Origin of the sequence: Aeromonas sp. 601027 (assembly GCF_049174455.1) — a bacterium.
GTDB lineage: Bacteria > Pseudomonadota > Gammaproteobacteria > Enterobacterales > Aeromonadaceae > Aeromonas > Aeromonas veronii_A.
Genome location: NZ_JAAKTN010000009.1, coordinates 164,082 through 189,600 on the forward strand (window position 1 = coordinate 164,082; position 25,519 = coordinate 189,600).

At 60.0% G+C, this 25,519-nt stretch carries 26 protein-coding genes; 10 read left to right on the forward strand and 16 right to left on the reverse strand.

The features are described 5' to 3' along the window. Window positions 1–12 precede the first annotated feature (12 nt). The 3 genes from G5193_RS13350 to zur are packed head-to-tail and all read right to left on the reverse strand — an operon-like array spanning window position 13 to window position 1,157. Window positions 13–243: a hypothetical protein gene (locus tag G5193_RS13350; RefSeq protein WP_160882368.1), complete on the reverse strand. Its 231-nt coding sequence runs from the start codon at window positions 241–243 to the stop codon at window positions 13–15. Window positions 244–247: 4 nt separating this feature from the next. Then, window positions 248–709 (reverse strand): chemotaxis protein CheX, encoded by a 462-nt coding sequence (locus G5193_RS13355; RefSeq protein ID WP_005343179.1) that lies wholly within the window; start codon window positions 707–709, stop codon window positions 248–250. Next, on the reverse strand, window positions 699–1,157 hold the full coding sequence (gene zur / locus G5193_RS13360; RefSeq protein ID WP_160882369.1) for a zinc uptake transcriptional repressor Zur: 459 nt from the start codon (window positions 1,155–1,157) through the stop codon (window positions 699–701). The genes G5193_RS13355 and zur overlap by 11 nt, the downstream gene beginning before the upstream one ends. 137 nt (window positions 1,158–1,294) lie before the next feature. Between zur and dusA the strand changes: the two genes are divergently transcribed. Continuing rightward, window positions 1,295–2,281: a tRNA dihydrouridine(20/20a) synthase DusA gene (gene dusA / locus G5193_RS13365; protein WP_088868451.1), complete on the forward strand. Its 987-nt coding sequence runs from the start codon at window positions 1,295–1,297 to the stop codon at window positions 2,279–2,281. A 69-nt stretch (window positions 2,282–2,350) separates the two neighbouring features. Here dusA and G5193_RS13370 read toward each other — a convergent pair whose 3' ends face one another. After that, window positions 2,351–2,665, reverse strand: coding sequence for a hypothetical protein (locus G5193_RS13370; protein ID WP_421206183.1), 315 nt, complete (start codon window positions 2,663–2,665; stop codon window positions 2,351–2,353). A 118-nt stretch (window positions 2,666–2,783) separates the two neighbouring features. Continuing rightward, window positions 2,784–4,388 (reverse strand): peptide ABC transporter substrate-binding protein, encoded by a 1,605-nt coding sequence (locus G5193_RS13375; RefSeq protein WP_266135401.1) that lies wholly within the window; start codon window positions 4,386–4,388, stop codon window positions 2,784–2,786. Between the two features lie 184 nt (window positions 4,389–4,572). Between G5193_RS13375 and G5193_RS13380 the strand changes: the two genes are divergently transcribed. Next, window positions 4,573–5,280, forward strand: a complete 708-nt coding sequence (locus tag G5193_RS13380; RefSeq protein WP_421172380.1) for a ParB-like protein — start codon at window positions 4,573–4,575, stop codon at window positions 5,278–5,280. A gap of 210 nt (window positions 5,281–5,490) precedes the next feature. Then, a complete protein-coding gene (locus G5193_RS13385) occupies window positions 5,491–5,919 on the forward strand; it encodes a DUF2753 family protein (RefSeq protein ID WP_005335785.1) in 429 nt (142 codons plus the stop codon). Window positions 5,920–5,937: 18 nt separating this feature from the next. On the opposite strand, the gene G5193_RS13390 is transcribed toward G5193_RS13385, so the two are convergent. Then, window positions 5,938–6,687, reverse strand: coding sequence for an enoyl-CoA hydratase-related protein (locus tag G5193_RS13390; protein ID WP_216960808.1), 750 nt, complete (start codon window positions 6,685–6,687; stop codon window positions 5,938–5,940). A gap of 90 nt (window positions 6,688–6,777) precedes the next feature. Here G5193_RS13390 and G5193_RS13395 point away from each other — a divergent pair, with 90 nt between their 5' ends. From G5193_RS13395 to G5193_RS13405, 3 genes are all read left to right on the forward strand, one after another. Further along, entirely contained in the window at window positions 6,778–7,227 is a 450-nt protein-coding gene (locus G5193_RS13395; protein ID WP_216960811.1) for a copper chaperone PCu(A)C, read from the forward strand. A 95-nt stretch (window positions 7,228–7,322) separates the two neighbouring features. Continuing rightward, window positions 7,323–7,955, forward strand: a complete 633-nt coding sequence (locus tag G5193_RS13400; RefSeq protein WP_421206184.1) for a TIGR04219 family outer membrane beta-barrel protein — start codon at window positions 7,323–7,325, stop codon at window positions 7,953–7,955. Between the two features lie 31 nt (window positions 7,956–7,986). Next, the gene (locus G5193_RS13405; protein WP_216960813.1) at window positions 7,987–8,667 is read left to right on the forward strand and encodes an SDR family oxidoreductase; all 681 of its coding nucleotides are present in this window, start codon (window positions 7,987–7,989) and stop codon (window positions 8,665–8,667) included. Window positions 8,668–8,759: 92 nt separating this feature from the next. Here the strand turns inward: G5193_RS13405 and G5193_RS13410 are convergent, their stop codons facing one another. Further along, window positions 8,760–10,484 (reverse strand): proline--tRNA ligase, encoded by a 1,725-nt coding sequence (locus G5193_RS13410; RefSeq protein WP_216960816.1) that lies wholly within the window; start codon window positions 10,482–10,484, stop codon window positions 8,760–8,762. Window positions 10,485–10,759: 275 nt separating this feature from the next. Between G5193_RS13410 and rlmD the strand changes: the two genes are divergently transcribed. Then, entirely contained in the window at window positions 10,760–12,112 is a 1,353-nt protein-coding gene (rlmD, locus tag G5193_RS13415) for a 23S rRNA (uracil(1939)-C(5))-methyltransferase RlmD (protein WP_421206185.1), read from the forward strand. A gap of 79 nt (window positions 12,113–12,191) precedes the next feature. On the opposite strand, the gene G5193_RS13420 is transcribed toward rlmD, so the two are convergent. The 3 genes from G5193_RS13420 to G5193_RS13430 are packed head-to-tail and all read right to left on the reverse strand — an operon-like array spanning window position 12,192 to window position 15,671. Beyond that, the gene (locus G5193_RS13420) at window positions 12,192–12,761 is read right to left on the reverse strand and encodes a PqiC family protein (RefSeq protein WP_213389298.1); all 570 of its coding nucleotides are present in this window, start codon (window positions 12,759–12,761) and stop codon (window positions 12,192–12,194) included. Beyond that, a complete protein-coding gene (gene pqiB / locus G5193_RS13425) occupies window positions 12,758–14,407 on the reverse strand; it encodes an intermembrane transport protein PqiB (protein WP_005335774.1) in 1,650 nt (549 codons plus the stop codon). Before pqiB ends, G5193_RS13420 begins: the two co-directional genes overlap by 4 nt. Further along, entirely contained in the window at window positions 14,400–15,671 is a 1,272-nt protein-coding gene (locus G5193_RS13430) for a paraquat-inducible protein A (protein ID WP_042081548.1), read from the reverse strand. Before G5193_RS13430 ends, pqiB begins: the two co-directional genes overlap by 8 nt. A 176-nt stretch (window positions 15,672–15,847) precedes the next feature. Between G5193_RS13430 and hfq the strand changes: the two genes are divergently transcribed. Further along, window positions 15,848–16,207 (forward strand): RNA chaperone Hfq, encoded by a 360-nt coding sequence (hfq, locus tag G5193_RS13435; RefSeq protein ID WP_005335772.1) that lies wholly within the window; start codon window positions 15,848–15,850, stop codon window positions 16,205–16,207. Between the two features lie 132 nt (window positions 16,208–16,339). On the opposite strand, the gene G5193_RS13440 is transcribed toward hfq, so the two are convergent. From G5193_RS13440 to G5193_RS13465, 6 genes are all read right to left on the reverse strand, one after another. After that, window positions 16,340–16,930, reverse strand: coding sequence for an HAD family hydrolase (locus tag G5193_RS13440; RefSeq protein WP_201998107.1), 591 nt, complete (start codon window positions 16,928–16,930; stop codon window positions 16,340–16,342). A gap of 66 nt (window positions 16,931–16,996) precedes the next feature. Beyond that, entirely contained in the window at window positions 16,997–18,100 is a 1,104-nt protein-coding gene (locus tag G5193_RS13445) for an EAL and HDOD domain-containing protein (RefSeq protein WP_216952069.1), read from the reverse strand. A 4-nt stretch (window positions 18,101–18,104) separates the two neighbouring features. Further along, a complete protein-coding gene (locus G5193_RS13450; RefSeq protein ID WP_421206186.1) occupies window positions 18,105–19,745 on the reverse strand; it encodes a diguanylate cyclase domain-containing protein in 1,641 nt (546 codons plus the stop codon). A 253-nt stretch (window positions 19,746–19,998) separates the two neighbouring features. Then, complete coding sequence (locus G5193_RS13455) at window positions 19,999–22,014, reverse strand: exoribonuclease II (RefSeq protein ID WP_421206187.1); 2,016 nt, start codon at window positions 22,012–22,014, stop codon at window positions 19,999–20,001. Between the two features lie 86 nt (window positions 22,015–22,100). Further along, the gene (locus tag G5193_RS13460) at window positions 22,101–23,000 is read right to left on the reverse strand and encodes a LysR family transcriptional regulator ArgP (RefSeq protein WP_266135412.1); all 900 of its coding nucleotides are present in this window, start codon (window positions 22,998–23,000) and stop codon (window positions 22,101–22,103) included. A 199-nt stretch (window positions 23,001–23,199) separates the two neighbouring features. After that, the gene (locus G5193_RS13465; RefSeq protein ID WP_266135413.1) at window positions 23,200–23,850 is read right to left on the reverse strand and encodes an acyl-homoserine-lactone synthase; all 651 of its coding nucleotides are present in this window, start codon (window positions 23,848–23,850) and stop codon (window positions 23,200–23,202) included. A gap of 62 nt (window positions 23,851–23,912) precedes the next feature. Here G5193_RS13465 and G5193_RS13470 point away from each other — a divergent pair, with 62 nt between their 5' ends. After that, window positions 23,913–24,695 carry a LuxR family transcriptional regulator gene (locus G5193_RS13470; RefSeq protein WP_421206188.1) on the forward strand — a complete coding sequence of 261 codons (783 nt, stop codon included), beginning with the start codon at window positions 23,913–23,915 and terminating at the stop codon, window positions 24,693–24,695. Window positions 24,696–24,889: 194 nt separating this feature from the next. Continuing rightward, complete coding sequence (gene lysE, locus G5193_RS13475; protein WP_216952063.1) at window positions 24,890–25,501, forward strand: L-lysine exporter; 612 nt, start codon at window positions 24,890–24,892, stop codon at window positions 25,499–25,501. Window positions 25,502–25,519: the final 18 nt, after the last annotated feature.

Sequence of the window (25,519 nt, forward strand, 5' to 3'; positions counted from 1 at the left end):
TCCGTTACCGGATCAGATTTGCGGGCCTGCTGGCTTGGGTTTGCCATCCAGACCATACCAGTGGGTTTCTACCCGTCCGGCATGCCACTCGAAGGTGCCCCAGGGCTGTTTGGTTTCCCAGCGCGGGAAGTTGATGAGAACCCGGTTATCTTCGTACTTGTAGAGGGAGGTGCTGATCTGAATGTCCGACAGGATCAACAGTAGTGCCCAGCAGATGAAAATCCATTTCAATGCTTTCCACATAGGATTACTCGAAGCAAATTTCGATAGTGGCGCGACCGAAATCGGATTCGAACGGCATCATTATCTTGGTGCCATCGGCCCTGTGGGTGATGGTGTGGTTGGGGCCGGAGACGATGATGGGGGTCGCCATGTCAAACTCGTAGCCCTTCTCGCCCAGCATCCGCTTGGCACCGCCGGTCACCATGTTGGTGATTTCACCGACCATGTCGGTCACCTCTTCATTGATGGAGGCGGGAGCTTCCCCCAGCATGCGACGCATGATCTCCAGCGCCAGCCCCTTCTCGAAGCTGATGGAGAGGGAGCCGCGGGTCTGCGGGCCGACCATGCCGATCAGACCGGAGACGTCGCCGCGTGCCAGCTCATCCATCTTGCGTTTCGGTTTGCCCGGTTTTAGTTCCAGCTGTGCCATGGTCGAGAGCACATTGAGCAGAGATAGCAGGAACGGATTTACAAAATCAGCCTTCATGATGACTTCCTACAGTGGGCGTACAGCGAGCACATTGGCCATGTGCCTCTATTGTCTTATTGGTAATCGTAAAGCCATGCAAGTGGGCCTGCTCGGAAAACGCGCTATCTATTGCACTATCGTGAAGTTCGACCACATCCCCGCACTCGTCGCAGATCAGCAGCTGCATCGGGTGAGCGTGATCGAAGTGGCAGCAGAAGATAAACGCGTTGAGCGATTCCACTTTGTGAGCAAAGCCCTGTTCGAGCAAAAAATCGAGTGCCCGATAGACGGTTGGCGGCTTGGCATTGGCTTCGGTTTGTTGCAGCTGGGCCAACAAATCATAGGCGCTGATGGCGTTGCCGTGTGCCGCCAGCAGGCGAAATACCTGACGTCGGGTCGGGGTGAAGCGGATCCCTCGCTGTATACAGAGTCGCTCGGCTCGTTGTAAAAGTTGGTCTTGATTCATGATCGCGCAGATACCCTTTCTATTAGCCGGATACTATCACAGGGCCTCGCATGGCGCGGCGACAAAATTCATTTTCTGGGGCTGCTTCACGTTGTGATAAAATCCGCCCCTTTCTTTAGCCAACCCGGATGATTTTTATGCAGGCGCAGCGTTTTTCCATCGCCCCCATGCTGGACTGGACTGATCGGCATTGCCGTTACTTTCATCGACTGATGAGTCGCCAGACCTTGCTCTATACCGAAATGGTGACCACCGGTGCCATCATCCACGGCAAGGGGGATTATCTGGGTTACAGCGAGCAGGAGCATCCCATCTCCCTGCAGCTGGGGGGCAGCAATCCGGCCGATCTGGCGCGCTGTGCCAAGCTGGCCGAGGAGCGCGGCTATGACGAGGTGAACATCAACGTCGGCTGCCCCTCCGATCGGGTGCAAAACGGTCGCTTTGGCGCCTGCCTGATGGGCGAACCAGCGCTGGTGGCGGACTGCGTCAAGGCAATGCGCGATGTGGTCGATATTCCGGTGACGGTGAAGACCCGTATCGGCATCGACGATCAGGACTCCTACGAATTTCTGCAGACCTTTATCGAACAGGTGCGCGATGCCGGTTGCGATACCTTTATCGTCCATGCCCGCAAGGCGTGGCTGAGCGGCCTGAGCCCCAAGGAGAACCGCGAGATCCCGCCCCTCGATTATCCCCGCGTCTATCGGGTCAAGCAGGATTACCCGGAGCTGACCATTGCCCTCAACGGCGGCGTCACCTCCATGGAGCAGGCTCTCGAGCACCTGCAACACGTCGATGGCGTCATGATGGGGCGTGAAGCATATCAGAACCCCTACATTCTGGCGCAGGTGGACAATCTGGTGTTCGGCCAGAACAACGCCGTGCCGAGCCGCCACGAGGTGGTGCGGATGATGCTGCCCTATATCGAGCAGGAGCTGGCCAAGGGCAACTACCTCTCCCATATGACCCGCCACATGCTGGGGCTGTTCCAGAACATGCAGGGGGCTCGCGCCTGGCGCCGTCACCTGAGCGAGAACGCCTGCAAACCGGGCGCCGGTATTCAGGTGGTGCTGGATGCCATGGCCAAGGTGCCGGAGTTTGCCAGCAGCGAGACGGCCGAATAAGCCGCTTTGTCAGGGCAAGAACCACAAAAAGCGCGTCAATCGACGCGCTTTTGGTTTTTCTGGTCAGGGTCACCCTGATGTGTTGTCAGAAGCCGTACTGTAGTCGTGTATCTCTCCGGGGCGCGGAGTAAAACGTGGATCGCCATCTTTGTATTCACGAACAAGCTGCATGGTCTTGCAGAAGCTGGCCTGCTTGTCGTACTCCTGCCGGGCAAGATCGATGGCCCGTTCGGCCCGGCGCCGCTCCATCTTGTCAGACTTGCGATCGCTGAACTGTTGCTGCTGATGCAGCATCCAGCCGACAAACTCTTGCTGGCATTGGGATTCGCTACTGGCCTGCGCAGGCAGGGTCCACAACAACGAGAGCAGTATCAAATAACGCATGTCTGACTGGGTATTGAAGATTAATTGAACAGAAGGGGCGGCATTTTAGGCTGGAAATCGGGATGTGAACAGTATCAATAGCGAGGCCCCGCAGGGCCTCGCATCGTTGTGGCCGGTGTCAGTGTTTGATCAGGTACAGCTGGCGGCTGTAGGCCACATCCTCCGGGTTGTTGATGGGGTAGCCCTTGAGCCATGGCTTGATGAGGCGGGCATTGGTGTACTGGTAGATGGGGGCTATAGGGGCCTGATCCAGCAGGATCGCTTCCGCCTCGCCAAACAGCTTGCTGCGGCTGGCGGCATCCTGAGTGCTGGCCGCCTCTGCCAGCAGCTGGTCATAACGGGCATTGGCAAAGCCTGCCATATTGCCGCTGTGACGGGAGCCCCACAGGCCGAGGAACGCTGACGGGTCGTTGTAGTCAGCGACCCAGGAGGAGCGGATCACCTCGAACTGACCGCTCTGGCGGCTGTCGAGATAGGTTTTCCACTCCTGATTGGTCAGCTCGACCTCGGCGCCCAGCTTCTGTTTCCACATGCTGGCGATGGCCAGCGCCATCTTCTTGTGAATTTCCGCGGTGTTGTAGAGCAGGGTCAGCTTGAGTGGCTTGCCCGGGCCGTAACCGGCCTCCTTGAGCAGGGCCTTGGCCTTGCTGTCCAGCTCCGGCTGGCTGCTGGTGGAGAGCAGGTTGGCGGCTGGGGTGAAGCTGGCGGTTACATCCGGAGTGAAGTGATAAGCCGGTTTCTCGCCAGTGCCGAGCACCTTGTCTGCGATCAGGGCGCGGTCGATGGTGTAGGAGAGCGCTTTGCGCACCCGCACATCGTTCAGTGGCGCCTGTTTGGTATTGAAGGCGTAGTAGTAGGTGCCGAGCTGATCCGGGGTATAGACCTCATTCGGGATCTGCTGCTTCAGCTTGTCGTACTGCTCCTTGGGGAAGGATTCGGTGATATGCAGATCGCCAGCCAGGTAGCGGTTGGTGGCCGCGCTCTCCTGATTGATCGGCATGAAGATCACCTTGGTCAATACGGTATGTGCCCGATCCCAGTAATAAGGGTTGGGGGTCAGCTCCAGCTTCTCGTTGACCACCCGATGGTTCAGCGCAAAGGCACCGTTGCCCACCAGTTTACCGGGCTGAGTCCACTGGTTGCCGTACTGCTCGATGCTGGCCTGATGGAGCGGCGACAGGCTGGGGTGGCTCAGCAGGTTCAGGAAGTAGGGCACCGGCTGGGAGAGGGTCACCTGCAGGGTGTGATCATCGAGGGCCTTGACCCCCAGCTCGCTGGCAGGCAATTTGCTAGCTACTATCTCGTCCACCTTGTCGAAACGGGCCAGTTGGGCAAACCAGGCGAAGGTGGCCGCCTCTTTCGGATCGACCAGTTTGCGCCAGCCGTAGACGAAGTCGCCGGCCTTGACCGGATCGCCGTTGGACCAGCGCGCATCCGGGCGCAGATGGAAGGTAAAGAACTGGTTGCCCTTGTTCTCCCAGCTGGCCGCCACTCCGGCAACCGGTTTGCCATCCGGCCCCTGGGTCAGCAGCCCCTCGAACAGATCCCGTAGTACCTGCAACTCCGGCAGGCCGACCAGCTTGAGCGGGCTCAGGCTCGCAGGTTCATCCTTGAGGTGGCGAACGACAATCTGCTCGGCGGCGAGTTGTGTTCCGGCGGGAATATCGGCAGCCTGGACAGCAGCACAGCCCAGCAGGGCCAGCAAGGGGCTCCATCCTTTCATGGGTCGGATCCTTCAAATAGTGTGAAGCGGGGAGAAAACTCGGCGAGAAAATATCGCCGACAGATGGGAAATCATGATATCCCGTTTGCTGGTCTGACCGCCAGCATTCGACTCTCACTCCCAATCGGGGTAGAAGAGCGTTCCCGGCGTCTGTGCAGTTCAATGTGGTGAGGAGTGTCAAACGATGAAAGCATGGTTAGTGCTGGCCTGTGTGTTGAGCCAGGGTGCCTGGGCGTTGGCCCCGTGCCAGAGCGACACGGCGGTGGGCAACTGGTGCGAGATCGGCATCGATGCCTTGCACCCGACTCAGGGGGGCGTCGGCCAGATCCAGGTCGATGAGACCCAGGCCACATTGGCGGACATGAGCGCAAAGCAGCTCGACAAGTTGATGAAAAAGAAAGAGATCCCCGTGGTGATTGCGCCGGATGGCAGCTACTGGCTGGTGGACAGGCACCATCTCACCAAGGCGTTGTGGCAGCAGGGCGTCAAGGATGCCCGGGTCAAGGTGATTGGCCGTCTGCAGGACAAAGCCAACTTCTGGAGCCAGATGCAGAACAATCATTGGGCCTGGCTCAAGGATGAGAAGGGACAGCCGCTGACCCCGGAGCAGTTGCCGACCAGCATCGACAAGCTGCCTGATTACCCCTATCGCACCCTCGCCGGACTGCTGCAGAATGCGGGCTACTTTCGCAAGGACAAACGGGTCTATTTCGTCGAGTTTGCCTGGGCCAGCTGGCTCGGCAAGCAGATGCAGTGGATGCCGGTAGACAGCACCAATCTGGCGGCCCGGCTGCAACAGGCCAAACGGCTCGCCTGCGGCAGCGATGCCAGTGACTTGCCCGGTTATCCCGGCAAGCAGTGCAGTCTCAATCAGTCCAAAACCGCACAGTGAGCGGATAAGTGATGGCGGCATAATAAGGAATGCAGCAGAAGGGCGACCCCGGGGTCGCCCTTCTGCTGTCTGGTGGTGATCGAGCGTCACTCATGGCGGTCATGGCAAGGTTGCCAAGGGCGGGAGAGATCCTGCACTAACCCTCTGGTTGATATTTATTCTCAATTAGCCATGATAACACTCCCACCATGACGGACTCGGGAGAGCGAGATGACACCGCAAAGTTGGCAACGATACATGCTGGAGGCGGAGCGTGCCTGGCAGGCCGGTTCGCTGGGGGCGGCTATCTGCTTTTATCAGCAGGCGCTGGGGGATGTTTACGAGATGACCCAGGTCGAGTTGACGGAGTTGGCCACCATGCGGGTCGCCACCTGTCACCGGCTGGCCGATTTCTGGCGGGCGATGGATGAGCCGACTTACGAGCTGCGCTACCTGAAGCTCGCCTCCGAGCTGGTGACTGCACTGGTACCACAGTGCCCCAACCGGGAGTGCGAAGCGCTGATCAGCGAACTGGGTTGCTGTCGCGGCGCCCTGCTCGCCTTTCTCAAGCGTCACCCCAATCCCGAGATTGCCCGGCTGATCCAGCTACAGGACAAGGTACAGGGCTGCGAGCTGATCGGCCGCTTTCGCCTCAACTGACCGGGGTTGAGCGATAACTTAACTCCGTCGCTTGAGCTTCTGGGCAATGCGTTGCTGTGCCTCTTCCCCTTGCAGTGCCTGCGCGAAGGCGCGCGCCTCCAGATCGATGACAAAGTGCACCGCCTGTTTAAGCTCCTGCTTGAGCAGCGCCTTGCTCTTTTGCAGCGCCCTGGGCGGTTTGGCCGCCAGCTTCAGCCCCTGCTCGCGGGCAAAGGAAAGCAATCCATCGGCCGCCACCACCTTGTTGGCAAGCCCGAGCCGCAGCGACTCCTCGGCATCGATTGCCTCGGCCAGCAACAACAGCTCGGCTGCCTTGAGATGCCCCACCAGACGTGGCAGCAGCAGGCTGGAGGCAAACTCCGGCACCAGCCCCAGCTCGACGAAAGGAAGCTGCAAGCGGGCGTTATCCCCCAGATAGACCAGATCGCAGTGCAGCAGGATGGTGGTGCCAATCCCCACTGCCGGGCCCGCAACAGCGGCGATCACAGGTTTGGGGAAATCGGCCAGGGTGTGGAGGAACTGCAAGATGGGGTCATCGGGCTCCAGCGAGCTCTTGCCCATAAAGTCGGCCAGATCATTGCCCGCGGTAAAGCAGTCGTGCTGCCCCTGCAACAGCAGGACATGCACCTCCTCATCGACCGCCGCCTCTCGCAGCGCTGCCACCAGTTGCCGGTACAGTTCGGTATTGAGGGCGTTGCGCTTGTCGGGGCGATGGAGGGTCAGGGTGAGCAAGCCATCCTGCCGCTCGGCAATGAGAATGGGGGCCATGTCTAAATCCTTGTTATTGAAAGGTGCACAAAAGGTTTCTGCTGGGGTAACCTTGCTGCCGTTTAACAACATCATAAAAGGATTTCAACCATGTTTAAACGTGCGTTTTATTCTCTGCTGGTGCTCGGTATGACGGCTCCCGCGCTGGCCAAGGTCGAGGCCGTCGACGGCTATGTGCGCCTGCTGCCGCCGGGCACCCCCAACACTGCCGCCTTTATGGTGCTCAAGAATGACGCCGACCAGCCGGTCAAGCTGGTGGCAGCGGCTTCTGCTGCGGCCGGGCGTGCCGAGCTGCACACTCATCTGCACGAAAATGGTGTGATGAAGATGCGTCAGGTCGAGAATATCGAGATCCCGGCCAAGGGCGAGGCGGTGCTGAAACCGGGCAGCCTGCACATCATGCTGTTCGAGGTGGGTACGCTCTCCGAGCAGACTCCTTTCCCGCTCACCCTCACCATGGACGATGGTCAGAAGCTGGAGCTGTCACTGCCGGTGAAGCCGATTGAGCCGATGGCAGAGATGAAGCATATGAAGCACTGACATTTGTCGTCGTTTGTTCAGGATTGACGCTGGGTATTTTGGCTGCACCGAGTAAAATAGTGCTCTTTTCCATGTATGCAAGAGGAAGTGACGTAATGAAAAATACGCTGATTGCCGGTTTTGTGCTGGCTCTGTGCAGCCAGAGTGCCATGGCCGCTGACGACTGGCGTTTTGCCGCCGGTGCCGACGTATGGGCAGCCAAGGGCAGTGGTCAGGCTTATGGCACCAGTGCCGATGGCAGCTATGACGACAGCTACAACTGGAACGGCTATCTGCAACTGGAGCACGGCATCATCCTCCTGCCGAACGCCAAGTTTGAAGTCTCCGATTTCAGCACCTCCGGCGGCAACTTCAAGAACGACCTGACCGCCTACGATCTGAGCCTCTACTACCGTCTGTTCAACAACGATCTGTTCAAGATCGATCTGGGTATGACCGGTCGTCACTACGATGGCGAGCAGGTCTATGTCGGTCGCAAGGGCTATAACGAAGATACCCTGATGGCTTATGCCGGCAGCGAAGTGAAGATCCCGGGCACCGGCATCGCCTTCTTCGGTGATCTGCGCACTCACGATGCGGACAACTATGACTACCGTCTGGGCGGTTCCTACAAGTTCTCCTCCATGCCGATCAAGCTGCGTGCCGGCTGGCGTGAAGCCAAGGTCGACTTCGACAACGTTGACCAGCGTATCGATGGCTGGTTCATGGGCGGCGAATTCACTTTCTAATCTGACCGTCAACTGACGAAGAGGAGCGATAATGGGCCACATCATAGTGACAGGTGCCGGTTCTGGTCTGGGTCGGGCGCTGACCATAGGTCTGGTTGAGCGGGGCCACCAGGTCTCCATGATGGGGCGCCGTTATCAGCGACTGCAGGAGCAGGAGCAACTGCTCGGCAGCGCGGTGATCGGCATCGCCGCCGATCTGGCGCACCATGAAGAGGTCGATGTCGCCTTCGCCGCTGCGGTGGAGTGGGGCGGGCTGCCCGACATGGTGATCCACTGCGCCGGGGTGGGAGAGTTTGGCCCGGTCGGTGTCTATACTGCCGAGCAGATCCGCCGGGTGGTGGAGAGCAACCTTATCTCCACCATTCTGGTGGCCCAGCAGACGGTGCGGCTTATCGGCGACAAGGGCGGAGTGCTGGCCAATGTGCTCTCCTCCGCCGCGCAGGTGGGCAAGGCCAACGAGAGCCTCTACTGCGCCTCCAAATGGGGGATGCGCGGCTTTCTCGAATCCTTGCGCGCCGAGCTGAAAGGCTCGCCACTGCGGCTGGTCAACCTCTACCCGAGCGGGATCCGCAGCGAATTCTGGGACAACTCGGATCACGTGGACCCGAGTGGCTTCATGACTCCGGAAGATGCGGCGGCCTATATGCTCGACGCACTGGAAGCCAGAAGCAGCTGCCACGTGACCGATCTCTTTATCGGTCGCAACGAGTAGGCTCCTTGCGGCAATCCTCTTTGCTTTAGAAGAGAAGACAAACAAAAAGCGCGCCATTGGGCGCGCTTTTTTATATCGGGAAGAGGGTGGGCTTAGCGGCCCAGCTTGGCCTTGATCATGGCGACGATATCGCTGATGGCCACTTCCTGCTTCTCGCCGGTGCGGCGGCACTTGTACTCGACCACGCCGTTATCCATGCCGCGATCGCCGATGACGATGGCGTGCGGGATGCCCAGCAGCTCCATGTCGGCGAACATCACGCCCGGGCGCTCTTTACGGTCGTCGAACAGCACGTCCACACCGGCCGCTTTCAGCTCGGCGTAGAACTGCTGTGCCTGCTCGGCTACGCGCTCGGATTTGTGCATGTTCATCGGCACGATGGCCACTTCGAACGGAGCGATGGCGTCCGGCCAGATGATGCCGTACTGGTCGTTGTTCTGCTCGATGGCGGCGGCCACCAGACGGGAAACCCCGATACCGTAGCAACCCATCTCCATGGTGACGGACTTGCCAGCTTCGTTCAGCACGCTTGCCTTCATTGCTTCGGAGTACTTGGTACCCAGCTGGAAGATGTGGCCCACTTCGATACCGCGCTTGAGCAGCAGCTTGCCCTGGCCGCACGGGCTCGGGTCGCCTTCCACCACGTTGCGCAGGTCGGCAACTTCGTAAGCGGTGATGTCGCGATCCCAGTTGGCACCGGTCAGGTGGAAGCCGGTTTCGTTGGCGCCGCAGACGAAGTCCGCCAGATGGGCAGCGCTGCGATCGACGATGATGCGACCGGCAAAGCCGACCGGGCCGATGGAGCCTGCGTCGCAACCGGCGGCAGCTTTGATCTGCTCGTCGTTGGCGAAGGTCAGCGGGTTAGCCACGCCAGCCAGTTTCTCTGCCTTGATTTCGTTCAGCTCGTGGTCGCCACGCAGTACCAGCGCAATAACGGCCTGCTTGCCGTGCTCATCTTCCTCTGCCAGTACCAGCAGGGTTTTGGCGATGGCGGTCGGTGCCACGTTCAGGAAGGCAGCCACTTCGTCGATGGTGTGAACATTCGGGGTGGCAACCTTGGTCAGGGCTGCGGTGGCGGCAGGGCGCTCACCAGCCGGTGCCAGTGCTTCGGCCATCTCGATGTTGGCGGCGTAATCGGAGCTGTCGGAGAAGGCGATCAAGTCTTCACCGCTCTCGGCCAGCACCTGGAATTCGTGGGAACCGGTACCACCGATGGAGCCGGTATCGGCCTGCACCGGACGGAAGTTCAGACCCATGCGGGTGAACGCCTTGCAGTAGGCGGCGTGCATCTTCTCGTAGGTATCGACCAGAGACTCTTTGTCGATGTGGAAGGAGTAGGCATCCTTCATCAGGAATTCGCGGCCACGCATCACGCCGAAACGGGGGCGCACTTCGTCGCGGAACTTGGTCTGGATCTGGTAGAGGTTGAGTGGTAGCTGCTTGTAGCTGTTCACTTCGTAACGTACCAGCGCAGTGATCACCTCTTCGTGGGTCGGGCCCAGCACGAAGGGACGGTTGTGACGGTCGGTCAGACGGCACAGCTCGGGACCGTAGTCATCCCAGCGGCCTGACTCCTGCCACAGCTCGGCGGGTTGTACCACCGGCATGGAGACTTCGACGGCACCAGCATTGTTCATCTCTTCGCGAACAATGTTCTCGATTTTCTTCAGTACCCGCAGACCGGTTGGCAACCAGGCATACATGCCGGAGGCCAGTTTACGGATCATCCCGGCGCGCAGCATCAGCTGGTGGCTGACAACTTCAGCGTCGGAGGGGGTTTCCTTGAGAGTGGAAAGCAGATATTGGCTGGTACGCATCGCGGTAGACCTTAGCTAGAACGGGCGCGGGGCCCAGGATAATTTCAAGGGCGGAATTTTAACAGGCTGGGCGTTATGGCCCAAGGGCTAAATTTGCCGCAACCCGAAAGGTGGCCACGCCCGGCAGATGACCAGGGGCAATGACCATTGCAACAAGCAGGCTTTTTATGCCTGCAATTTGGCCGGATCTCCGCTAAACTCTGCCACCTTTTCTCGATGGGCATGGCTCTGCCGCGTTCATCCCCCCCCCATTTTTAGTACTTTTGGAGCCGCTCATGCCGTTAGTGGGACATCAACACCAGATCGAGATCCTGGAACTGACCGACAAAGGAGATGGCAAAGGACGCCTGTTCGATCGCCCCCTGTTTGTCGAAGGTCTGCTGCCCGGTGAGCAGGCGCTGGTGGAGCTGACCGAGGTCAAGCCGAACTATCTGCACGGCAAGGTTGCCGAGCTGCTCCAGCCCTCTGCAGATCGGGTTGCCGATTTCTGCCCCAACACCGAGTGTGGTGGCTGTCAGGTACGTCCGCTGGCCTATCCGGCCCAGCTCAAGCTCAAGCAGGCACTGGTGCAAAGCGCACTGGAGCAGGTCGGGCTGGGTGACACGCCGGTCAAGGATATCCTTGGCATGGAGAGCCCGTTCGCCTATCGCAACAAGGCGCAATATGCGGTGCGTGGCTGTGACGCCGGTGCCGAGATCGGTTTTTATCGCAAGCACTCCCACGATCTCATCACCGCCGATGACTGTGCGGTGCAGGATCCGCTGCACGTGGAGCTGAACGTCCGGGTACGCAACTGGATGCGCGCGCATGACATCGCTGCCTATGACGAAGTGAACCACAGCGGCTGCGTGCGCAACCTGATGACCCGCAAGGGCTTCAAGAGCGGCGAGCTGATGGTGGTGCTGGTCACTTTGGGTGAGGAGCTACCGTTCGAAGCCGAACTGTTGGCAGCCCTGAGCGATCTGCCGGTCACAACCTTGGTGCAGAACATCAACGATGAGCGCACCAACCGCATTCTGGGCGCCACCAACCGGGTGCTGCTCGGCGAAGGGGTGATCCGCGACAAGATCCATGAGCTCGAGTTCGAGATCTCGCCGCTCTCCTTCTTCCAGAACAACCCGACCCAGACCGATGTGCTCTACTCCAGCGCCCTCGAGTATGCCGAGCTGACCGGCAACGAGACGGTGTTCGACATCTATTGCGGTATCGGTACCATCTCCCTGTTCCTGGCTGGCAAGGCCGCCAAGGTCGTCGGGATCGAGTCGGTGGAGAGCGCCATCAGCGATGCCCGCCGCAACGCTGCCCTCAACGGCATCGAGCACACCGAATTCCACGTTGGCAAGGCGGAGCAGCTGATGCCCGAGCTGCACGCCCAGGGCGTGACCGCTGATGTGGTGGTGATGGATCCGCCCCGCAAAGGCTGTGACAAAGCGGTGCTGCAGACCCTGGTCGCCATGGCGCCCCGTCGTCTGGTCTATGTCTCCTGCAACCCGCAGACCCTGGCCCGCGACCTTGCCTGGCTGGTCAAGCAGGGCTTCGTGCTGGACGAAGTGCAACCGGTCGATATGTTCCCGCACTCCATGCATGTGGAAGCGGTTGCCCGCCTGAGCCTGCCTGCCAAGGCATAAGTCGCCCCCGACTCTTGCCCATAAAAAAACGACGCCAGCTGGCGTCGTTTTTTTATCTCTGCAATCGGCGGATGGGCGATTAGCTGGCGCTCTGGCGCACCTCGGCGGCGATCTGGTCGAGCAGCAGTTGCCAGCCCTGACCCAGTTCGTTCACCAGTGCGTTGTAGCCATCGGCTGGCAGTACCCGCTCCTGACGGAAGGGGGCATCGCGCAGCACGGTGCCATCTTCCGCCAGCAGGCGCCAGCGGCCGCTCAGCACGGCGCTGCCGTCATGACGGCCCTGAAAGCGCTCCACCAGAATGGTCAGCACAGGCCCCTTGCGGGCGCCATCCTGCCGTACCACCCAGCCCGGCAGGCGGGTGGAGAGGCCATTGAGGGTGAGCTGGTTGAGCTGATCGTCCAGCGCACCGGCCCAGCGATGGTACTCGGTGAAGTGGAGCTCTTGCCCTTCCAGCTGATAGACCAGACTGATCCGGTCGAGCTGGCTGGCCAGCGCCACCGGGCGCAGCACCAGTTGGTGCTGCGGTTGGGCCGGGGCCGTTACGGGTTGCTGGTTGTCGGCATCGAGCGAGTAGTAGTGCAGGCTTGGCTGGCTGCTGCAACCCGCCAGCAGGCCCAGCAGGGCCAGCGTCAGGATCTCTTTTTTCATTGTTTGCCTCGCTTGGGCTCAGGGTCCGATGGATGCGCGCGATCGAAGATCAGCGAGCTGGGCTGCTCGTTGAGGGAGTGCACCAGCGGCTGCAGTTCGCGCATCAACTGATTGAGGGTCTGCACCGACTGGCGCAGGTCCTGATTGGTCTGCGACTGGGCATCATAGGCCTGCAAGGTCTCCTGCAACTGCTTGAGGCTCTCGTTGAGCGAGGCCGGCAGCTGCTGGGTGGAATCCTTGGCAGTGAGCTTGTTCAGGTTGGCGCTGACTGCACTGATGTTCTTCAGGGTGCCATCCAGGGTGGTGAGTGACCCGTTGACCTTGGTCAGGGTGGTCGCCATGTCCATGTCGACAAACTTGTCGAGGATGAGGTTCACCTTGCGCTCGATCTGATCCAGCCCGCCCTGCACGGTGGGGAAGACCTGATAACCGGCCAGCTTGGCCTGTTCGAAACGTGGCGCGTCCGGATAGAAGTTGAGGTCGATGATCTTGCCGCCGGTCAGCAGGCTCGAGGTCTTGAGGCTGGCACGCAACCCCTCCTTGAACTGTTTGCCGAACAGGGCACGCCACTGATCCTTCTCCGCCTTGGCATAGCGGTGGGAGAGGCGCTGCACCTCGATGCGGGCCAGCACCGGGATCTGGCGGCTCTTGAAGATCTGCACGCCCTTGTCCTCGATGAGGTAGGGGGCGGAGATGACGGTACCGACCCGAATGCCGCGATACTGCACTGCCGCGCCCGGGTGCAGGCCACCCACGTTGTCATCGAACAGGAAGACGTAGTCGATGAACTGATCCAGACTACCGGCCAGCACGCTCGCCTCATCCTGGAACAGGGTGAACCCTTCCATCTGTTTGACCGGTTCGCCAGGCGCCCAGCCGGGTGGCAGACCCATGGTGATGCCGCCATCGATCAGGCTCTCCAGCGAATCCATCTTCACCTTCATCCCCTCGCTGCTCATGGAGACCTCGAAGCCCGGGGTCATCCAGAAGCGGGAGTTGCTGCTCACCAGAATGTCATAAGGAGCGTGGATGAAGATTTGATACTGCATCTCGCTCTTTTCCGGCAGGAACTTCGCCTCTTCCACCTGACCTATGGTGAAGCCCTGATAGTTGATGGGTGAGCCTTCCCCCAGCGCGCGGGTGTCGCGACTGCTGAGGGTGAGGCGCAGCCCCTTGGCATCGAGGGAGGCGAGCGGCGGTTTGTCGAGCATGGCGTATTCGTCCCGCGCCCGACCTTTCTTGCCGGGGGCGAGCTCGATATAGGCGCCGGAGAGCAGGGTGCTTAGACCCGATACCCCTTCACGGCCCACTCTGGGCTTGACCACCCAGAACTGGCTGTCACCGCGCAGCATGCCGGAGGCGGCATTGGTCAGCCGTCCTTTCAGCACCGCATGGCTGTAGTCATCGCTCAGCTCGACGGCCTCGATGCGGCCGACATCCACTTCGCGGGAGCGGATCACCGTCTTGCCGGCGACTATGCCCTCGGCAGTGGCGACTGTCAGGGTGAAACTGGGGCCCTGGGAGTACCAGTGCTGGAACAGCATCCAGAGACCGATGAACAGCGCCAGCAGGGGCACCATCCAGATTGCGGCGGCAGAGCTCAGAAAGTCAGAGCCCGGTTTCCACCTTTTTTTACGCTCACTCACGTTCGCGTTCTCCTTGTTGTAAATCCCAGATCAGGCGGGAGTCGAAACTCATGGCGGCGACCATGGTGATCAGCACCACACCAGCAAATGCGACGGCCGCAGGGCCGGGGTAGATAGTCATCAGATTGTCGAGCCGGATCAGGCCCGCCAGAATGGCCACCACGAAGACGTCGATCATCGACCAGCGTCCGACAAATTCGGTCATGCGATAGAGTTTGAGCTTGCCGAGGGGGGAGGTGACATTGCCGCGCTGCACCATATAGCAAAGCCAGAATAGCGCCAGTATTTTCACCAGCGGCACCACCACGCTGGCGAAAAAGATCACCGCAGCTATGGGGTAGGAGCCCATGGCCCAGAGCAGCACCACACCGCCGAGGATGGTGGAGGGGCTGTCATCACCGAGAAACACTGTATCCATGATGGGATAGACGTTGGCCGGAATGTAGAGAATGGCGGAGGTAAACAGCAGCGCCCAGGTGCGGTTCAGGCCGCCCGGCTTGCGCGCATGCAGCTTGCCCCCGCAGCGGGAGCAGCTGTGGCTACCCACCTCGCTCAGAGCGCCACAGATATGGCAGCCCACCAGACCTGATTCCAGCGCCCCCGCTTCCGGGTCGATCTCCCGCGACTCGGTAGGGCCGAACAGCCGCTGCCACAGCCACATCTGATCCAGTGAGGAGATCATCTTGATGAGCAGCACTGTGTAGCCGACGAAAGCCCAGAATGACAGCCCCATCTTGATGTCGGCCATTCCCATCAGCTTGACCAGCGAGATGAGCACCCCCACCAGAAAGACATCCACCATCAGCCAGGGTTTGATCCGGCAGAGCAGACGGCCGAGGGAGCGCAGGGCATTGCTGTGCAGATCTTTATCGACCCGCCACAGCACCAGCATGATGGACCCCATATAAACCAGCGGCAGGCCGATCAGGGTCAGGCTCAGTACCGCGCCGAGAAACAGATAGCCCTCATCCACCAGGGTGGTGATGCTCTGCAAAAAGGTCATCTCCTGGCCCACCCCTTTGGCCGAGAAGGACATAAAGGTAAAGGCATTGGCGAGCACGAACATGATGAGTGCCGCGAACCCGTAGGAGATCGGCCGCAACTCCTGCTGTGGCAGGTGGCGACTCAGGGTGTGTCCGCAACGGGGGCAGCAGCTGGCCTGTCCCACCTCGAGCGGTGTGGCCGGTATCAGCAGGTCACACTCTTCGCAGGCAGTGGCATCATGGACATAGGTGGTGTGGTGTTGGTGTGAAACCGGATGCAAGATAAAACCCCAGATAAGGCCCATGGTGGAGCCAGAGCTGGCGATTATCGCAGTTGTGCTGGTCAGCGACCAGCCCCCGGAGGCCGCTATTGCTGGCGGGAGTGAGAATGACTTTGACAAGCCAGTGCCCATTTAGCACAATCAAACGCCACTTTTTTTCCGCGGGACAATAATTTATGACAACTGAATCCCCAAGCTACTCCACGATTGAGCAAGCCTTCTCCCTCGGGAACGGGCAAGATTCTGCCCTCAACTGGTTGCGCAAGAACCGCAGTCAGGTCGCTATCTTTCTGGTGAGCGGCATCAAGCTCGAAGGCACCATCAGCGGGTTTGACCAGTACAGCGTGCTGCTGACCGATGCACACGGCAACCAGCAGCTGGTCTACAAGGCCAAGATCTCCACCATCGCCATGCACACCGGCCGTCCGCAGGTGAACATCCAGCGTGCTCGCAAGCCGCGTGTCTCCATGGCGCCGCGCCCCCATGGTGCGCCGGGTCGTTATGACGACAATCAGGGCGGCGGCAACAACGAGTAATCGTCTGCCCCGCACTCCCCGTTGACGCGCCCTGCGTCAGCGGCTGACGGAACCTGCTCTCATTTTCATTCATGTCCCGTATGAGAGCCGGTTCCGGTTATCGCCCCTTGCAGGGCGATATTTTTTTCCGCACTACGCGGTTATGCCGACCGGTTGACCCTCTTTGACCATGCAGGTCTGCATACCCGCCGCCTCTCCGGCCTGTACCCCGATACCGGTATCTTCAAACACCAGACAGCCTGATGGCGCGACCCCCAACTTGCTGGCGACCAGCAGGAAGGTGTCCGGATTGGGCTTGTGCAGCTCCACATCGTCTGCGGTGACTACCACTGAGAAGTAGCGATCCAGCCCGGTGTTGCGCAGCACCGCTTCGGCGTTGACACGAGGCGAGCCGGTGCCGATCCCCATCGGGATGACGCCATGATAGCGCTCGACCAGCGCCTGCATGGCCGGAAACACGGTCGCCTTGTGCAGGTTGGCCACATAGTGGGCGGTCTTGCAGCGGGTGACTTCGAGCGGATCGAGGGGGATCTGCTGCTCCTGTGCGACCAGCAGGGCGATCTTGCGGCTCGGCATGCCACCCAGCTCATAGAACCAGTCGGCATCGAAGTGAAAGCCAAACTCGCGGGCGGTGTGCTCCCAGGCGGCGAGGTGCAGCGGCATGGAGTCGACCAGGGTGCCATCAAGGTCAAAGACCAGGCCTTGGAATCCGGAAAGAGTCATGGTGCGGGGTCTGTCTCTGAAAAAAGGGAGCCCATTCTAGCCAGTGGCTCCCCGCCTCGCCATCACCTAGCAGGTGAGAAACGCTTGCCCCCACATTTGCGCCTGAAAATAGACGGGGGTGAGTCTGGTCGGGTCGAGCTGGTATTTCGGTGCCAGCTGCTCCAGCAGGGCCCAGTTGCCCTGTTCGTAGGTCCTGACCAGCTGGAACAGGTGGAACAACGGCCCTTCGTGCCGCTCGATGGCTCGTTTTACGTTGTTGGGCAGGTGGGCCTTCAGCGACTCCGATAGCAGGGAACCATCGAGTACCAGCCCTACCAGAAAAGCCCAGCTTGCTTCGCGTTTGTCTAGGGCGGTGAGGGCGATAAGTTCACAGAAGCGACCGCGAGCGATGGCCATCCGGGTAGAGGCCTCCGGCATATGCTGGCTTACCCTGGCTAGGCCGTTGATCAGCACAAACTTGCGGATCTCCTGCTCTCCCAGATAGGAGAGGGCGCGGGAAACCGAGGTGATGGGGGCGGCATGATCGAAGCCGGGGGCGTTGACATAGGTGAGTAGCTGGCCCGGGAGCAAGGCATCCTGCTCCAGCAGGCGGGCCACCTGGGCAAAGGAGAACTCCTCGTGGCAGATGAGCTGGAGGATCTGCTGTACCAGCGCCATGTCGGGCTGGGTGGCACGCTGATTGACCAGCTCGGGGCGGGCGAGAAAACCACCGGCAAAGAAGTCGACTCCGGCCTCTCGCAGCGGGAGAAAGTCTTCCCAGGTTTCGATATCGAGGGCCATCCGCTTGTGTTCGGTGGGCTGGCAGATCCCCTCTTCGCCCATCCAGAATACCAGCAGACGGCTGGCACCGAGCCAGCGTGGCTCACGGCTGACCCCGTGTACGGCAAGCCGGCGTCGACTGTCTCGCCACTGTTCCAGCACCGGAAAGGAAGCTGGTAGCCGTTCGCTGGAGGCTTCGACCAGCGGGATCGCATCCTGATCAAACAGCAGGGGGCGCTGTTCATCGAGCTGTTCGTGGGTGAAGGGCACCAGATATTGGCGCCCTTGTGCCAGCAGGCGGCAATGTTGTGCCAGCGAGGGCCACTCGTCCGGTGAGCCGAGCAGATAATCGATGCCGTAGGCCACCAGGGCCAGGCGGCGATTGAAGATGGGATAACGACGCAACAGCATGGGATCACCGATAGGCCAGAGTGCGCGCCCGTCCTTGAGACTTGGCGTGGTAGAGCGCCTGATCGGCCTGTTCGGTCAGACTCTGCCATGCCTCGTTCAGGGAGGGAACCAGATAGCTAAAGCCTATGCTAACCGTAATGAAATCAGCAACCCGCGAGGCGGGATGGGGCAGTTTTAATCGGGTTAGGCCATCATGGATCCTCTCGGCCAGTTGTTCGGCCTCACCGGGTTGGGGGGCGCAGAGCAGGATGACGAACTCTTCTCCGCCATAACGAGCCACCAGATTGGTAGAGCGTCGCTCGGCCTCCCGCAGTACTCGGGCTACCTGCTGCAGGCACTCATCCCCCTTGGTATGACCGAAGTGATCGTTATAGGCCTTGAAGTCGTCGACATCGATCATCAATACCGCCAGCGGATTTTGGGTGCGCCGTGCCCACTCCCATTCCCGTTGCATGGTGATGTCCCACTGGCGCCGATTGGCGATACCAGTCAGAGGATCTTCCAGCGAGAGCAGGGAGAGGCGGTGATTGGCCTCCTCCAGCGCCCGATTGGTTTCGGCCAGTTGCATGGTGCGTTCGGCAACCCGCTCCTCCAGCTCGCGATTGAGCCGCTCCAGCTGCTCCTGGGTGCGCTGGCGGATCAGTAACTGTGACAGGATGGCGGCGTACTGTTTGAAAATCTCGCTCTGATAAGCCTTGAGTGGTCGGTGACAGAGCAGGTTGTCGGCGGCGATCCAGCCGATGGGAGTGGTGCCATCCCACAGCGAGACCATGGCGTTCCAGCCACGACCTACCTGCTGTTTCTCGTAGTAGAGGGGGGTATCTTCCAGCACCAGCACGTAGTCCTTGCGCCTGAGCGCCTCTTGCACCGTGGGGTGCTCCGGAATGGGACTGACAAAGTCATGTTCGTCTACCAGCTCTCCCTCTTCGCTGGTGCCCCAGGTGCCGCGCATGGTCTTGCCATCGGGTTCGATCAGGAAGATGGCGACCCGATCGAACTGCAGCTCCTTGCGGGCCAGAAGCACGGCGTCCCGCAGCAGATCGTTCTCGCTGCGGCTGCGGGAGAGGGTGACGCTGACCATGTGCAGCGCCTGCAACATGGTGAGAAAAGAGCCCTGCAGCGCCTGACTCTGCACCAGATCGGTCTGGGTATGGAGCCGCTGATCCCGCTCCTGATTGACCTGGCTGGATAGCAGGTGGTTGCTCAATTCGGCGGTCAGATAGTGGATCTGCAGCTGGATCCCCTGACGCTGGCGTGCAGAGAGGCGGTCGATACGGCGGTGGGTCTCCAGATAGATGACCCCTTCCAGATTCATATGGCGTTTGAGGGGGAAGCAGGCGCGTAGTCGTTGCTGGGCTGGTTCGACATTCTCACCAGAGTCCGGCGGCTGGTAGATCTGCTCGATCACCAGTTGCCCCTTGTCCATCGCCTTGTCGAGCAGATGGTGGGGCAGGGTCAGTTGACCGAGATGGGCGAGATCAAGCGTAGTCAGCCCCTTATCGAGCTGAAAGCTGTAGAGCTGCGGTTCGGGGGCTTTTAGCCAGAGGTAGAGGCGTTCGGCATCGGTTTTTTCACGGATGGTGGCGAGGCTCACTTCGCATAACTGAGCGAAGTTGGTGAAGTGTTCCGGGTCCCATTCCTGCATACCAGCATCCCTTGGATTGTACCCAAGCGAGTATAAACATATTTCTCTTTGATTAATATGTCAGAAAGGAGAGGTGTCGCACATATTGGTTGCATTCCACGTTATGCGTGGAAACATTCACTGCTTTTACTGCCAACTGTGGCGAAAACTGTGCGTAGTGGCGCCACTTGTGGCAGCGTGTATGGCAGATGCGGGGCAAAAAAGAGCCCGCGCAATGGCGGGCTCTCGGGCAGATGAGATGACTCTGTGCGGCTTACTCAGCCTTGGGGGCTACGTCCGCAGGTGTGCTCTCGGCGACCGGGGCTTCCGGTGCCGGACCCGGTACCAGATCCACAGCCGGTTTGGCGATAAGGGAGCGGGTCTCTTCCACCGCTTCGGTCAGCTTGACCTCGATGATCTGGCCGAGCTCGTAGACCACCTCAGTCTTGTCCAGATAGACGCGACCATTGTCCCAGTTGCACTCCAGGCGATCCTTGTTGTCGAGGATATGACGGGCAGGCATGAAGACCACGGCGCCATTCTCCTGCAGACGCAGCTTGAGGCCAGCACGCATCACGTCGATGATCTCGGCGTTGAACACCTTGTCGGTGCCAGCGGCGGCTTTCAGGTAGCGAACATAGAGCCAGTCGCCGATGTCACGCTCCACCATGCGGTGCAGGCGGCGGCAGGCGGTCAGGTGCTCGGTGAGCTCGGTGCTCGGGCGCTCACCCGGGGTCTTGCCGGCGATGACGGCTTTGAGCAGACGATGGTTGACCATATCGCCGTATTTGCGGATCGGGGAGGTCCAAGTGGCGTAAGCATCCAGACCCAGACCGTAATGGGCGCCCGGTTCGGAGGACATCAGCGCATAGCTCTGGAAGCGGCGGATCTTGCCATCCAGCCAGCGGGTGTCGAGGTTGTCGATCCAGCGGCGCAGGGCGCAGAAGCCGGAGAGGCTGGCGATCTCGTCGCGCTCGAACGGGGCTTCGGCGCTTTTCAGCAGGTCGATGGCGCCGTCGAGGGACTCTTCGTCAAAGCCGGTGTGAACGTTGAAGATGCCGTAACCGACGCTCTTGCCCAGCACGCGACCGGCGCAGATGTTGGCGGCGATCATCGACTCTTCCACCATGCGGTTGGCGATGCGGCGCGGCTCGACGTGGATAGCCAGCACTTCGCCATTCTCGCCCAGCTCGAAGTCGTAGTCGGGACGATCCGGGAATACCAGCGCATGCTCGGTGCGCCACGCGATGCGTGCTTCGGTCATCGCCTTCATCAGCGGCAGCTGGGCCAGCACACCTGCGTCGATAGCCAGCTCTTTGCCATGCTCAGCCCAGTCGGAGACGTCGTCATAGTTGAGACGGGCGTGGGAGCAGATGCGGGCGGCGAAGAACTCGGTCTCCTCCAGCAGCAGACCATCTTCGGCGATCAGCAGACGGGCGCACAGGGTGTTGCGCTCCTCGCCCTCTTTCAGGGAGCAGAGCTCGTCGGAGAGGGTGCGTGGGATCATCGGCACGTTGCGGCCCGGCATGTAGACGGTAAAGGCGCGCTGGGCGGCCTCTTTGTCCAGCTCGCTCCCTTCGGCCACATAGGCGGTCGGGTCAGCGATGGCGACCAGCAGCTCCCAGCCGTTGTCCAGCTTGGTGATGGCCAGCGCATCGTCCATATCCTTGGTCTTGGCACCGTCGATGGTGAAGAAGGGGACTGCGGTCAGATCGCGACGGGGCAGCTCTTCCTCTTCGATCACCTTCCACTCCGGCAAGTCAGCCGGCTCGACCTGGGCCAGATTGTGGCGCGCCAGCACCACCCACCAGGGCACATTGTGATCTTCTTGGGCGGCGATCTTCTGGATAATCTCGGCAGAGAAGTTGCCGTCGACCAGCGCATGGCGCTTGAGGGTCGCCACCACCCAGTCACCTTCCTTGAACTCTTTCTCATCCAGACCCTTCTTGACGCGGGCCTTGATGGCATCCTTGATCAGCGGATGGTCGGCAACCACGTTGAGGCGGTCACGGAACATCTTGACCCGGGCCACGAAGCGGGTGACGGACTGCTCCAGCAGGGTATCCGGCTCGGCCACTTCCTTCTCTTTTTCGGTGCGGATCAGGGCGGTCACCCGGTCACCGTGCATCACCTTCTTCATGTAGGGAGGCGGCACGAAATAGCTGGTCTTCTCATCGACTTCCAGAAAGCCGAAGCCCCGGTCCGAGGCGCGGATCACACCCTCTTTCTTCGGGATGTTTTCGCGGATTTGTTGCTTGAGCTGGGCCAGCAGCGGATTGTCTTGGAACATAAATGGGGAACCTGAGTGGAGACCTGATGAAGAAACGCCCAGCACTATACGTTTTTAGCCCTGCAAAGCCAAGGTGAATGGCCTGATCAGCGTGGTTTCAGAGAGCTGCGGGCATAGTCGATGAGCCGTAAAGAGAGCTGTTTGTGTACCCCTTTTTCCAGTACCCAACGGTGCCAGTAGAGTCGCTCCGTCAGGATGCGCTCTGGGCTGAGGTTGACCAGTGAGCCACTCTCCAGTTGTCTCCTGATCTGTAATTCCGGGATAAGACAGTAGGCCACTCCCTGTTCGGCCATGGCGACAAAGGCCTCCGACGAATGAACCGTATGGCAGGGGTAGCCGCCAGGCTCCAGCCCGAACTGCTCCCTCATAAAGCTTACATGCATGTCATCTCGCTGATCGAACGCTACTGCCGGTGCCTTGGCCAGTGCTTCCCGGGTCAGACCGCGAGGAAAATGGCGAGCCACAAAGGCCGGGCTGGCGGTGAGCAGATAGTTCATCTCACCCAGCTCGTCGACACAGCAACCAGCCAGCGGTTGGGGGCTCAGGCTGACCGCGCCGAAGGCCTGTCCCTCGCGCACCTTGTCGAGGGTGCGGCACTCGTCATCCACCAGCAGGTTGAGTTCGATGGGATGCTGCTCAAGCAAGGGAGTAATCGAGGGCAGAAACCAGGTGGCCAGGCTGTCGGCATTGACGGCGATACTGATCCGGATGGGTGCTTGTGGTGTGGCGGGAGCCAGCTCACCAGCCAGTTCCAGCTCTAGCTGGTGGACCTGACGATAGTGTGCCAGCAGCTTCTGGCCGAGCGGGGTCGCTTGCAGCGGCTGGCTGCGGATGAGCAGCGGCTCGGCAAACTGCTGCTCCAGCTGCTTGATCCGCTGGGAGATGGCCGACTGGGTGATATGGAGCGACTTGGCCGCCCGCTCGAAGTTCTGTTCCTGCAGTACCGCATCCAACGCCCGCAGCAGTTTGTAGTCCAGCTCTTTCATCTTCCCTCCCTTGCGTTGCTTCTGGGCTGACTCTACGTCACTCGGCAGGGGACAACAATGAGTGGTGACAGGGACGTTATGCTGTGATTTCTGACAGTAGTGATCAGGTTGTTGAGGGAGGATACTGCCCGCTGATCCGTGGGTTAGCCTGCGGGCTCATAGCGATCTGTTTATCCCGGGTCTGTTTTCCCGGGATTTTTTATGACTGCGCTGTCAGCGCCCTTGATGGTTGCTGCAGTAGAATGTGGCTGGTTTGATAGTGGCCCAGCAGAGGTTGGCCAACGGCACGGGCGAAACGTTCATCCAGATGGAAGCGGATCCCCACCCCGCGCACGGCCCCCAGATCCACCGTCTGGCGGTGACCGAGCCGCTCGATGGGCAGTCCGAGACGACGAAAGATGCGCTCTACCGGCAGGCTGACGACAGCGACCAGCTCCCGGATCCCGTGAGCATGGGCGAAGGCATAGACTTCGCGAAAGATAACGCAGGTGAGCTCGCTGACGCCATTGACCATCCGCGGAGCACGGCTGGCATCGATGGCTAGACGGGTCAGTTCCCAGACATCGGGGGTGCGTGGTGCACTTTCACCGGCAAGGGCGGTGGGGAAGATGGTGGGCAGCATATAGGCATCGGCACAGTTGAGCAGGCGAATACAGCCGCACAGCCCTTGTTTATCCTCGATCAGCACCCAATGGGTGTCTGGCGTATCAAAGCTGTCACGCTCGAGTCCCCGATGGGACTCTACATCCCAGCCGAGCCGGTCGGAAAAGACGCGATTTCGAAAGCGATAGAGTTCCTCCTCTACCTCATTTCGTGGATGCTCTCTCAATTTTCCTTTGAAAACCAACATTATGGGCCCTCTGTCTTGCTATTCGCCGTTATAATCACATGTCTGGCCAAGGGGGCTTTCATATGAAAAGAGACCAACTGCTTGAGTATCTCGAACATTTCACTTCGGTGACGGATGGCAACCGTCTGGCCGAGCTGATCGGTCACTTCACGCTCGGGATGGGCTACGACTACTACCGCTTCGCGCTGATTCTGCCGATGTCGACGCAAAGACCCAAGGTGGTGCTGTTCAATCACTGCCCTGACTCCTGGGTGCAGGCCTACACCGAAAACAACATGCTGGCATGTGATCCGGTGATCCAGCTGGCGCGCAAGCAGACTCTGCCCATCTACTGGAATCGCCTCGATGAGCGAGCCAGTTTTCTGCAAGAGGGAAGCATGGATGTGATGGGGCTGGCAGCCGAGTTCGGGCTACGCAATGGCATCTCCTTCCCCCTGCACGGTGCAGCCGGGGAGAACGGGATCCTCTCCTTTATCACGTCCGAGCGGGCCTCGAGCGATCTGCTGCTGGAGTCGTCGCCGATCCTCTCATGGATGTCGAACTACATCTTCGATGCCGCAATCCGGGTGGTGCGTTTCAGCATGATGGACAGTGCGGGCAAAGAGCCCCTGACCGAGCGCGAAACCGAGTGTCTGTTTTGGGCCAGCGAAGGAAAGACCTCCTGCGAGATAGCCTGCATCCTCGGCATCACGGAGCGCACGGTCAATTACCACCTCAATCAGGTCACCCGCAAAACCGGCTCCATGAACCGCTACCAGGCCATTGCCAAGGGGGTGGGGACCGGCTTGCTGTTGCCCAATCTGGAGCAGGTGGTGGTCACCAATTTTCCCCGAGTGTTGCAGTAGTCCGAGTCTCACATGCCACAGATTCTCCTGCTGCTGTATGAGGGTCACAATTGTCAGATCCGGTAATTGACAAGGGATTGAATAGAAAAGCTTCATCATTAGCAAAATGAATGAACCAGTAAATCAATGAATTTCTAAGAGGGAACAGGGCTCGCTATAGTGCCGTTCATTCATCACTTCGAACGGAACTTTCCATGCTGCTGACCACGACCCTGCAAGGCTTCACCATAGGTCTTGCCATGATCATCCCCATCGGCGCCCAGAATGCCTTTGTGCTGAGCAGAGGCATCCATCGCAATCACCATCTGCTGAGCGCCACACTCTGCAGTTTCTGCGACCTCATTCTGATCGCTATAGGGGTATTTGGCGGAGCCAATCTGCTGGCTGCCAGCCCGATTGGCATGATGCTGCTTACCTGGGGCGGCGTGCTGTTTCTCGGCTGGTTTGGTGGCCGTTCCCTGCTCAGTGCCTGGCGCGGTAAGGGGGAGGGACTTGCCGAGTCTGCTCAGCAGATGGGGGCCAAAAGCGTGCTGGCGATGACGCTGGGAGTTACGCTGCTTAATCCCCACGTCTATCTCGATACTTTGATGCTGCTCGGCTCCCTTGGCAGTCAGGTGAGCGAGTCCCTGCGTCCGGCCTTTGCTGCGGGGGCCATGCTGGCCTCGCTGGTGTGGTTTTACTCGCTTGCGCTGGGAGCGGCCGCATTGGCGCCCTGGCTAGCGCGAGGAGGGGTGCAGCGGGGGATCGATCTGCTGGTCGGCATCATCATGCTGAGTCTGGCTATTCAACTGGCCATAGGAAGTTGAGGAAGTTAAGGCTGCAGG

Excerpts from the sequence above, each read along its gene's own strand:
- G5193_RS13450 (WP_421206186.1), bottom strand. The coding sequence starts at position 19,745 with ATGCAGGAATGGGACCCGGAACACTTCACCAACTTCGCTCAGTTATGC.
- G5193_RS13445 (WP_216952069.1), bottom strand. The coding sequence starts at position 18,100 with ATGCTGTTGCGTCGTTATCCCATCTTCAATCGCCGCCTGGCCCTGGTG.
- G5193_RS13460 (WP_266135412.1), bottom strand. The coding sequence starts at position 23,000 with ATGAAAGAGCTGGACTACAAACTGCTGCGGGCGTTGGATGCGGTACTG.
- zur (WP_160882369.1), bottom strand. The coding sequence starts at position 1,157 with ATGAATCAAGACCAACTTTTACAACGAGCCGAGCGACTCTGTATACAG.
- rlmD (WP_421206185.1), top strand. The coding sequence starts at position 10,760 with ATGCCGTTAGTGGGACATCAACACCAGATCGAGATCCTGGAACTGACC.
- G5193_RS13465 (WP_266135413.1), bottom strand. The coding sequence starts at position 23,850 with ATGTTGGTTTTCAAAGGAAAATTGAGAGAGCATCCACGAAATGAGGTA.
- G5193_RS13455 (WP_421206187.1), bottom strand. The coding sequence starts at position 22,014 with ATGTTCCAAGACAATCCGCTGCTGGCCCAGCTCAAGCAACAAATCCGC.
- G5193_RS13395 (WP_216960811.1), top strand. The coding sequence starts at position 6,778 with ATGTTTAAACGTGCGTTTTATTCTCTGCTGGTGCTCGGTATGACGGCT.
- G5193_RS13350 (WP_160882368.1), bottom strand. The coding sequence starts at position 243 with ATGTGGAAAGCATTGAAATGGATTTTCATCTGCTGGGCACTACTGTTG.
- G5193_RS13385 (WP_005335785.1), top strand. The coding sequence starts at position 5,491 with ATGACACCGCAAAGTTGGCAACGATACATGCTGGAGGCGGAGCGTGCC.
- G5193_RS13410 (WP_216960816.1), bottom strand. The coding sequence starts at position 10,484 with ATGCGTACCAGCCAATATCTGCTTTCCACTCTCAAGGAAACCCCCTCC.
- G5193_RS13405 (WP_216960813.1), top strand. The coding sequence starts at position 7,987 with ATGGGCCACATCATAGTGACAGGTGCCGGTTCTGGTCTGGGTCGGGCG.
- G5193_RS13380 (WP_421172380.1), top strand. The coding sequence starts at position 4,573 with ATGAAAGCATGGTTAGTGCTGGCCTGTGTGTTGAGCCAGGGTGCCTGG.
- G5193_RS13470 (WP_421206188.1), top strand. The coding sequence starts at position 23,913 with ATGAAAAGAGACCAACTGCTTGAGTATCTCGAACATTTCACTTCGGTG.
- G5193_RS13375 (WP_266135401.1), bottom strand. The coding sequence starts at position 4,388 with ATGAAAGGATGGAGCCCCTTGCTGGCCCTGCTGGGCTGTGCTGCTGTC.
- G5193_RS13355 (WP_005343179.1), bottom strand. The coding sequence starts at position 709 with ATGAAGGCTGATTTTGTAAATCCGTTCCTGCTATCTCTGCTCAATGTG.
- lysE (WP_216952063.1), top strand. The coding sequence starts at position 24,890 with ATGCTGCTGACCACGACCCTGCAAGGCTTCACCATAGGTCTTGCCATG.
- G5193_RS13370 (WP_421206183.1), bottom strand. The coding sequence starts at position 2,665 with ATGCGTTATTTGATACTGCTCTCGTTGTTGTGGACCCTGCCTGCGCAG.
- G5193_RS13440 (WP_201998107.1), bottom strand. The coding sequence starts at position 16,930 with ATGACTCTTTCCGGATTCCAAGGCCTGGTCTTTGACCTTGATGGCACC.
- G5193_RS13400 (WP_421206184.1), top strand. The coding sequence starts at position 7,323 with ATGAAAAATACGCTGATTGCCGGTTTTGTGCTGGCTCTGTGCAGCCAG.
- G5193_RS13420 (WP_213389298.1), bottom strand. The coding sequence starts at position 12,761 with ATGAAAAAAGAGATCCTGACGCTGGCCCTGCTGGGCCTGCTGGCGGGT.
- hfq (WP_005335772.1), top strand. The coding sequence starts at position 15,848 with ATGACAACTGAATCCCCAAGCTACTCCACGATTGAGCAAGCCTTCTCC.
- G5193_RS13390 (WP_216960808.1), bottom strand. The coding sequence starts at position 6,687 with ATGGCCCCCATTCTCATTGCCGAGCGGCAGGATGGCTTGCTCACCCTG.
- dusA (WP_088868451.1), top strand. The coding sequence starts at position 1,295 with ATGCAGGCGCAGCGTTTTTCCATCGCCCCCATGCTGGACTGGACTGAT.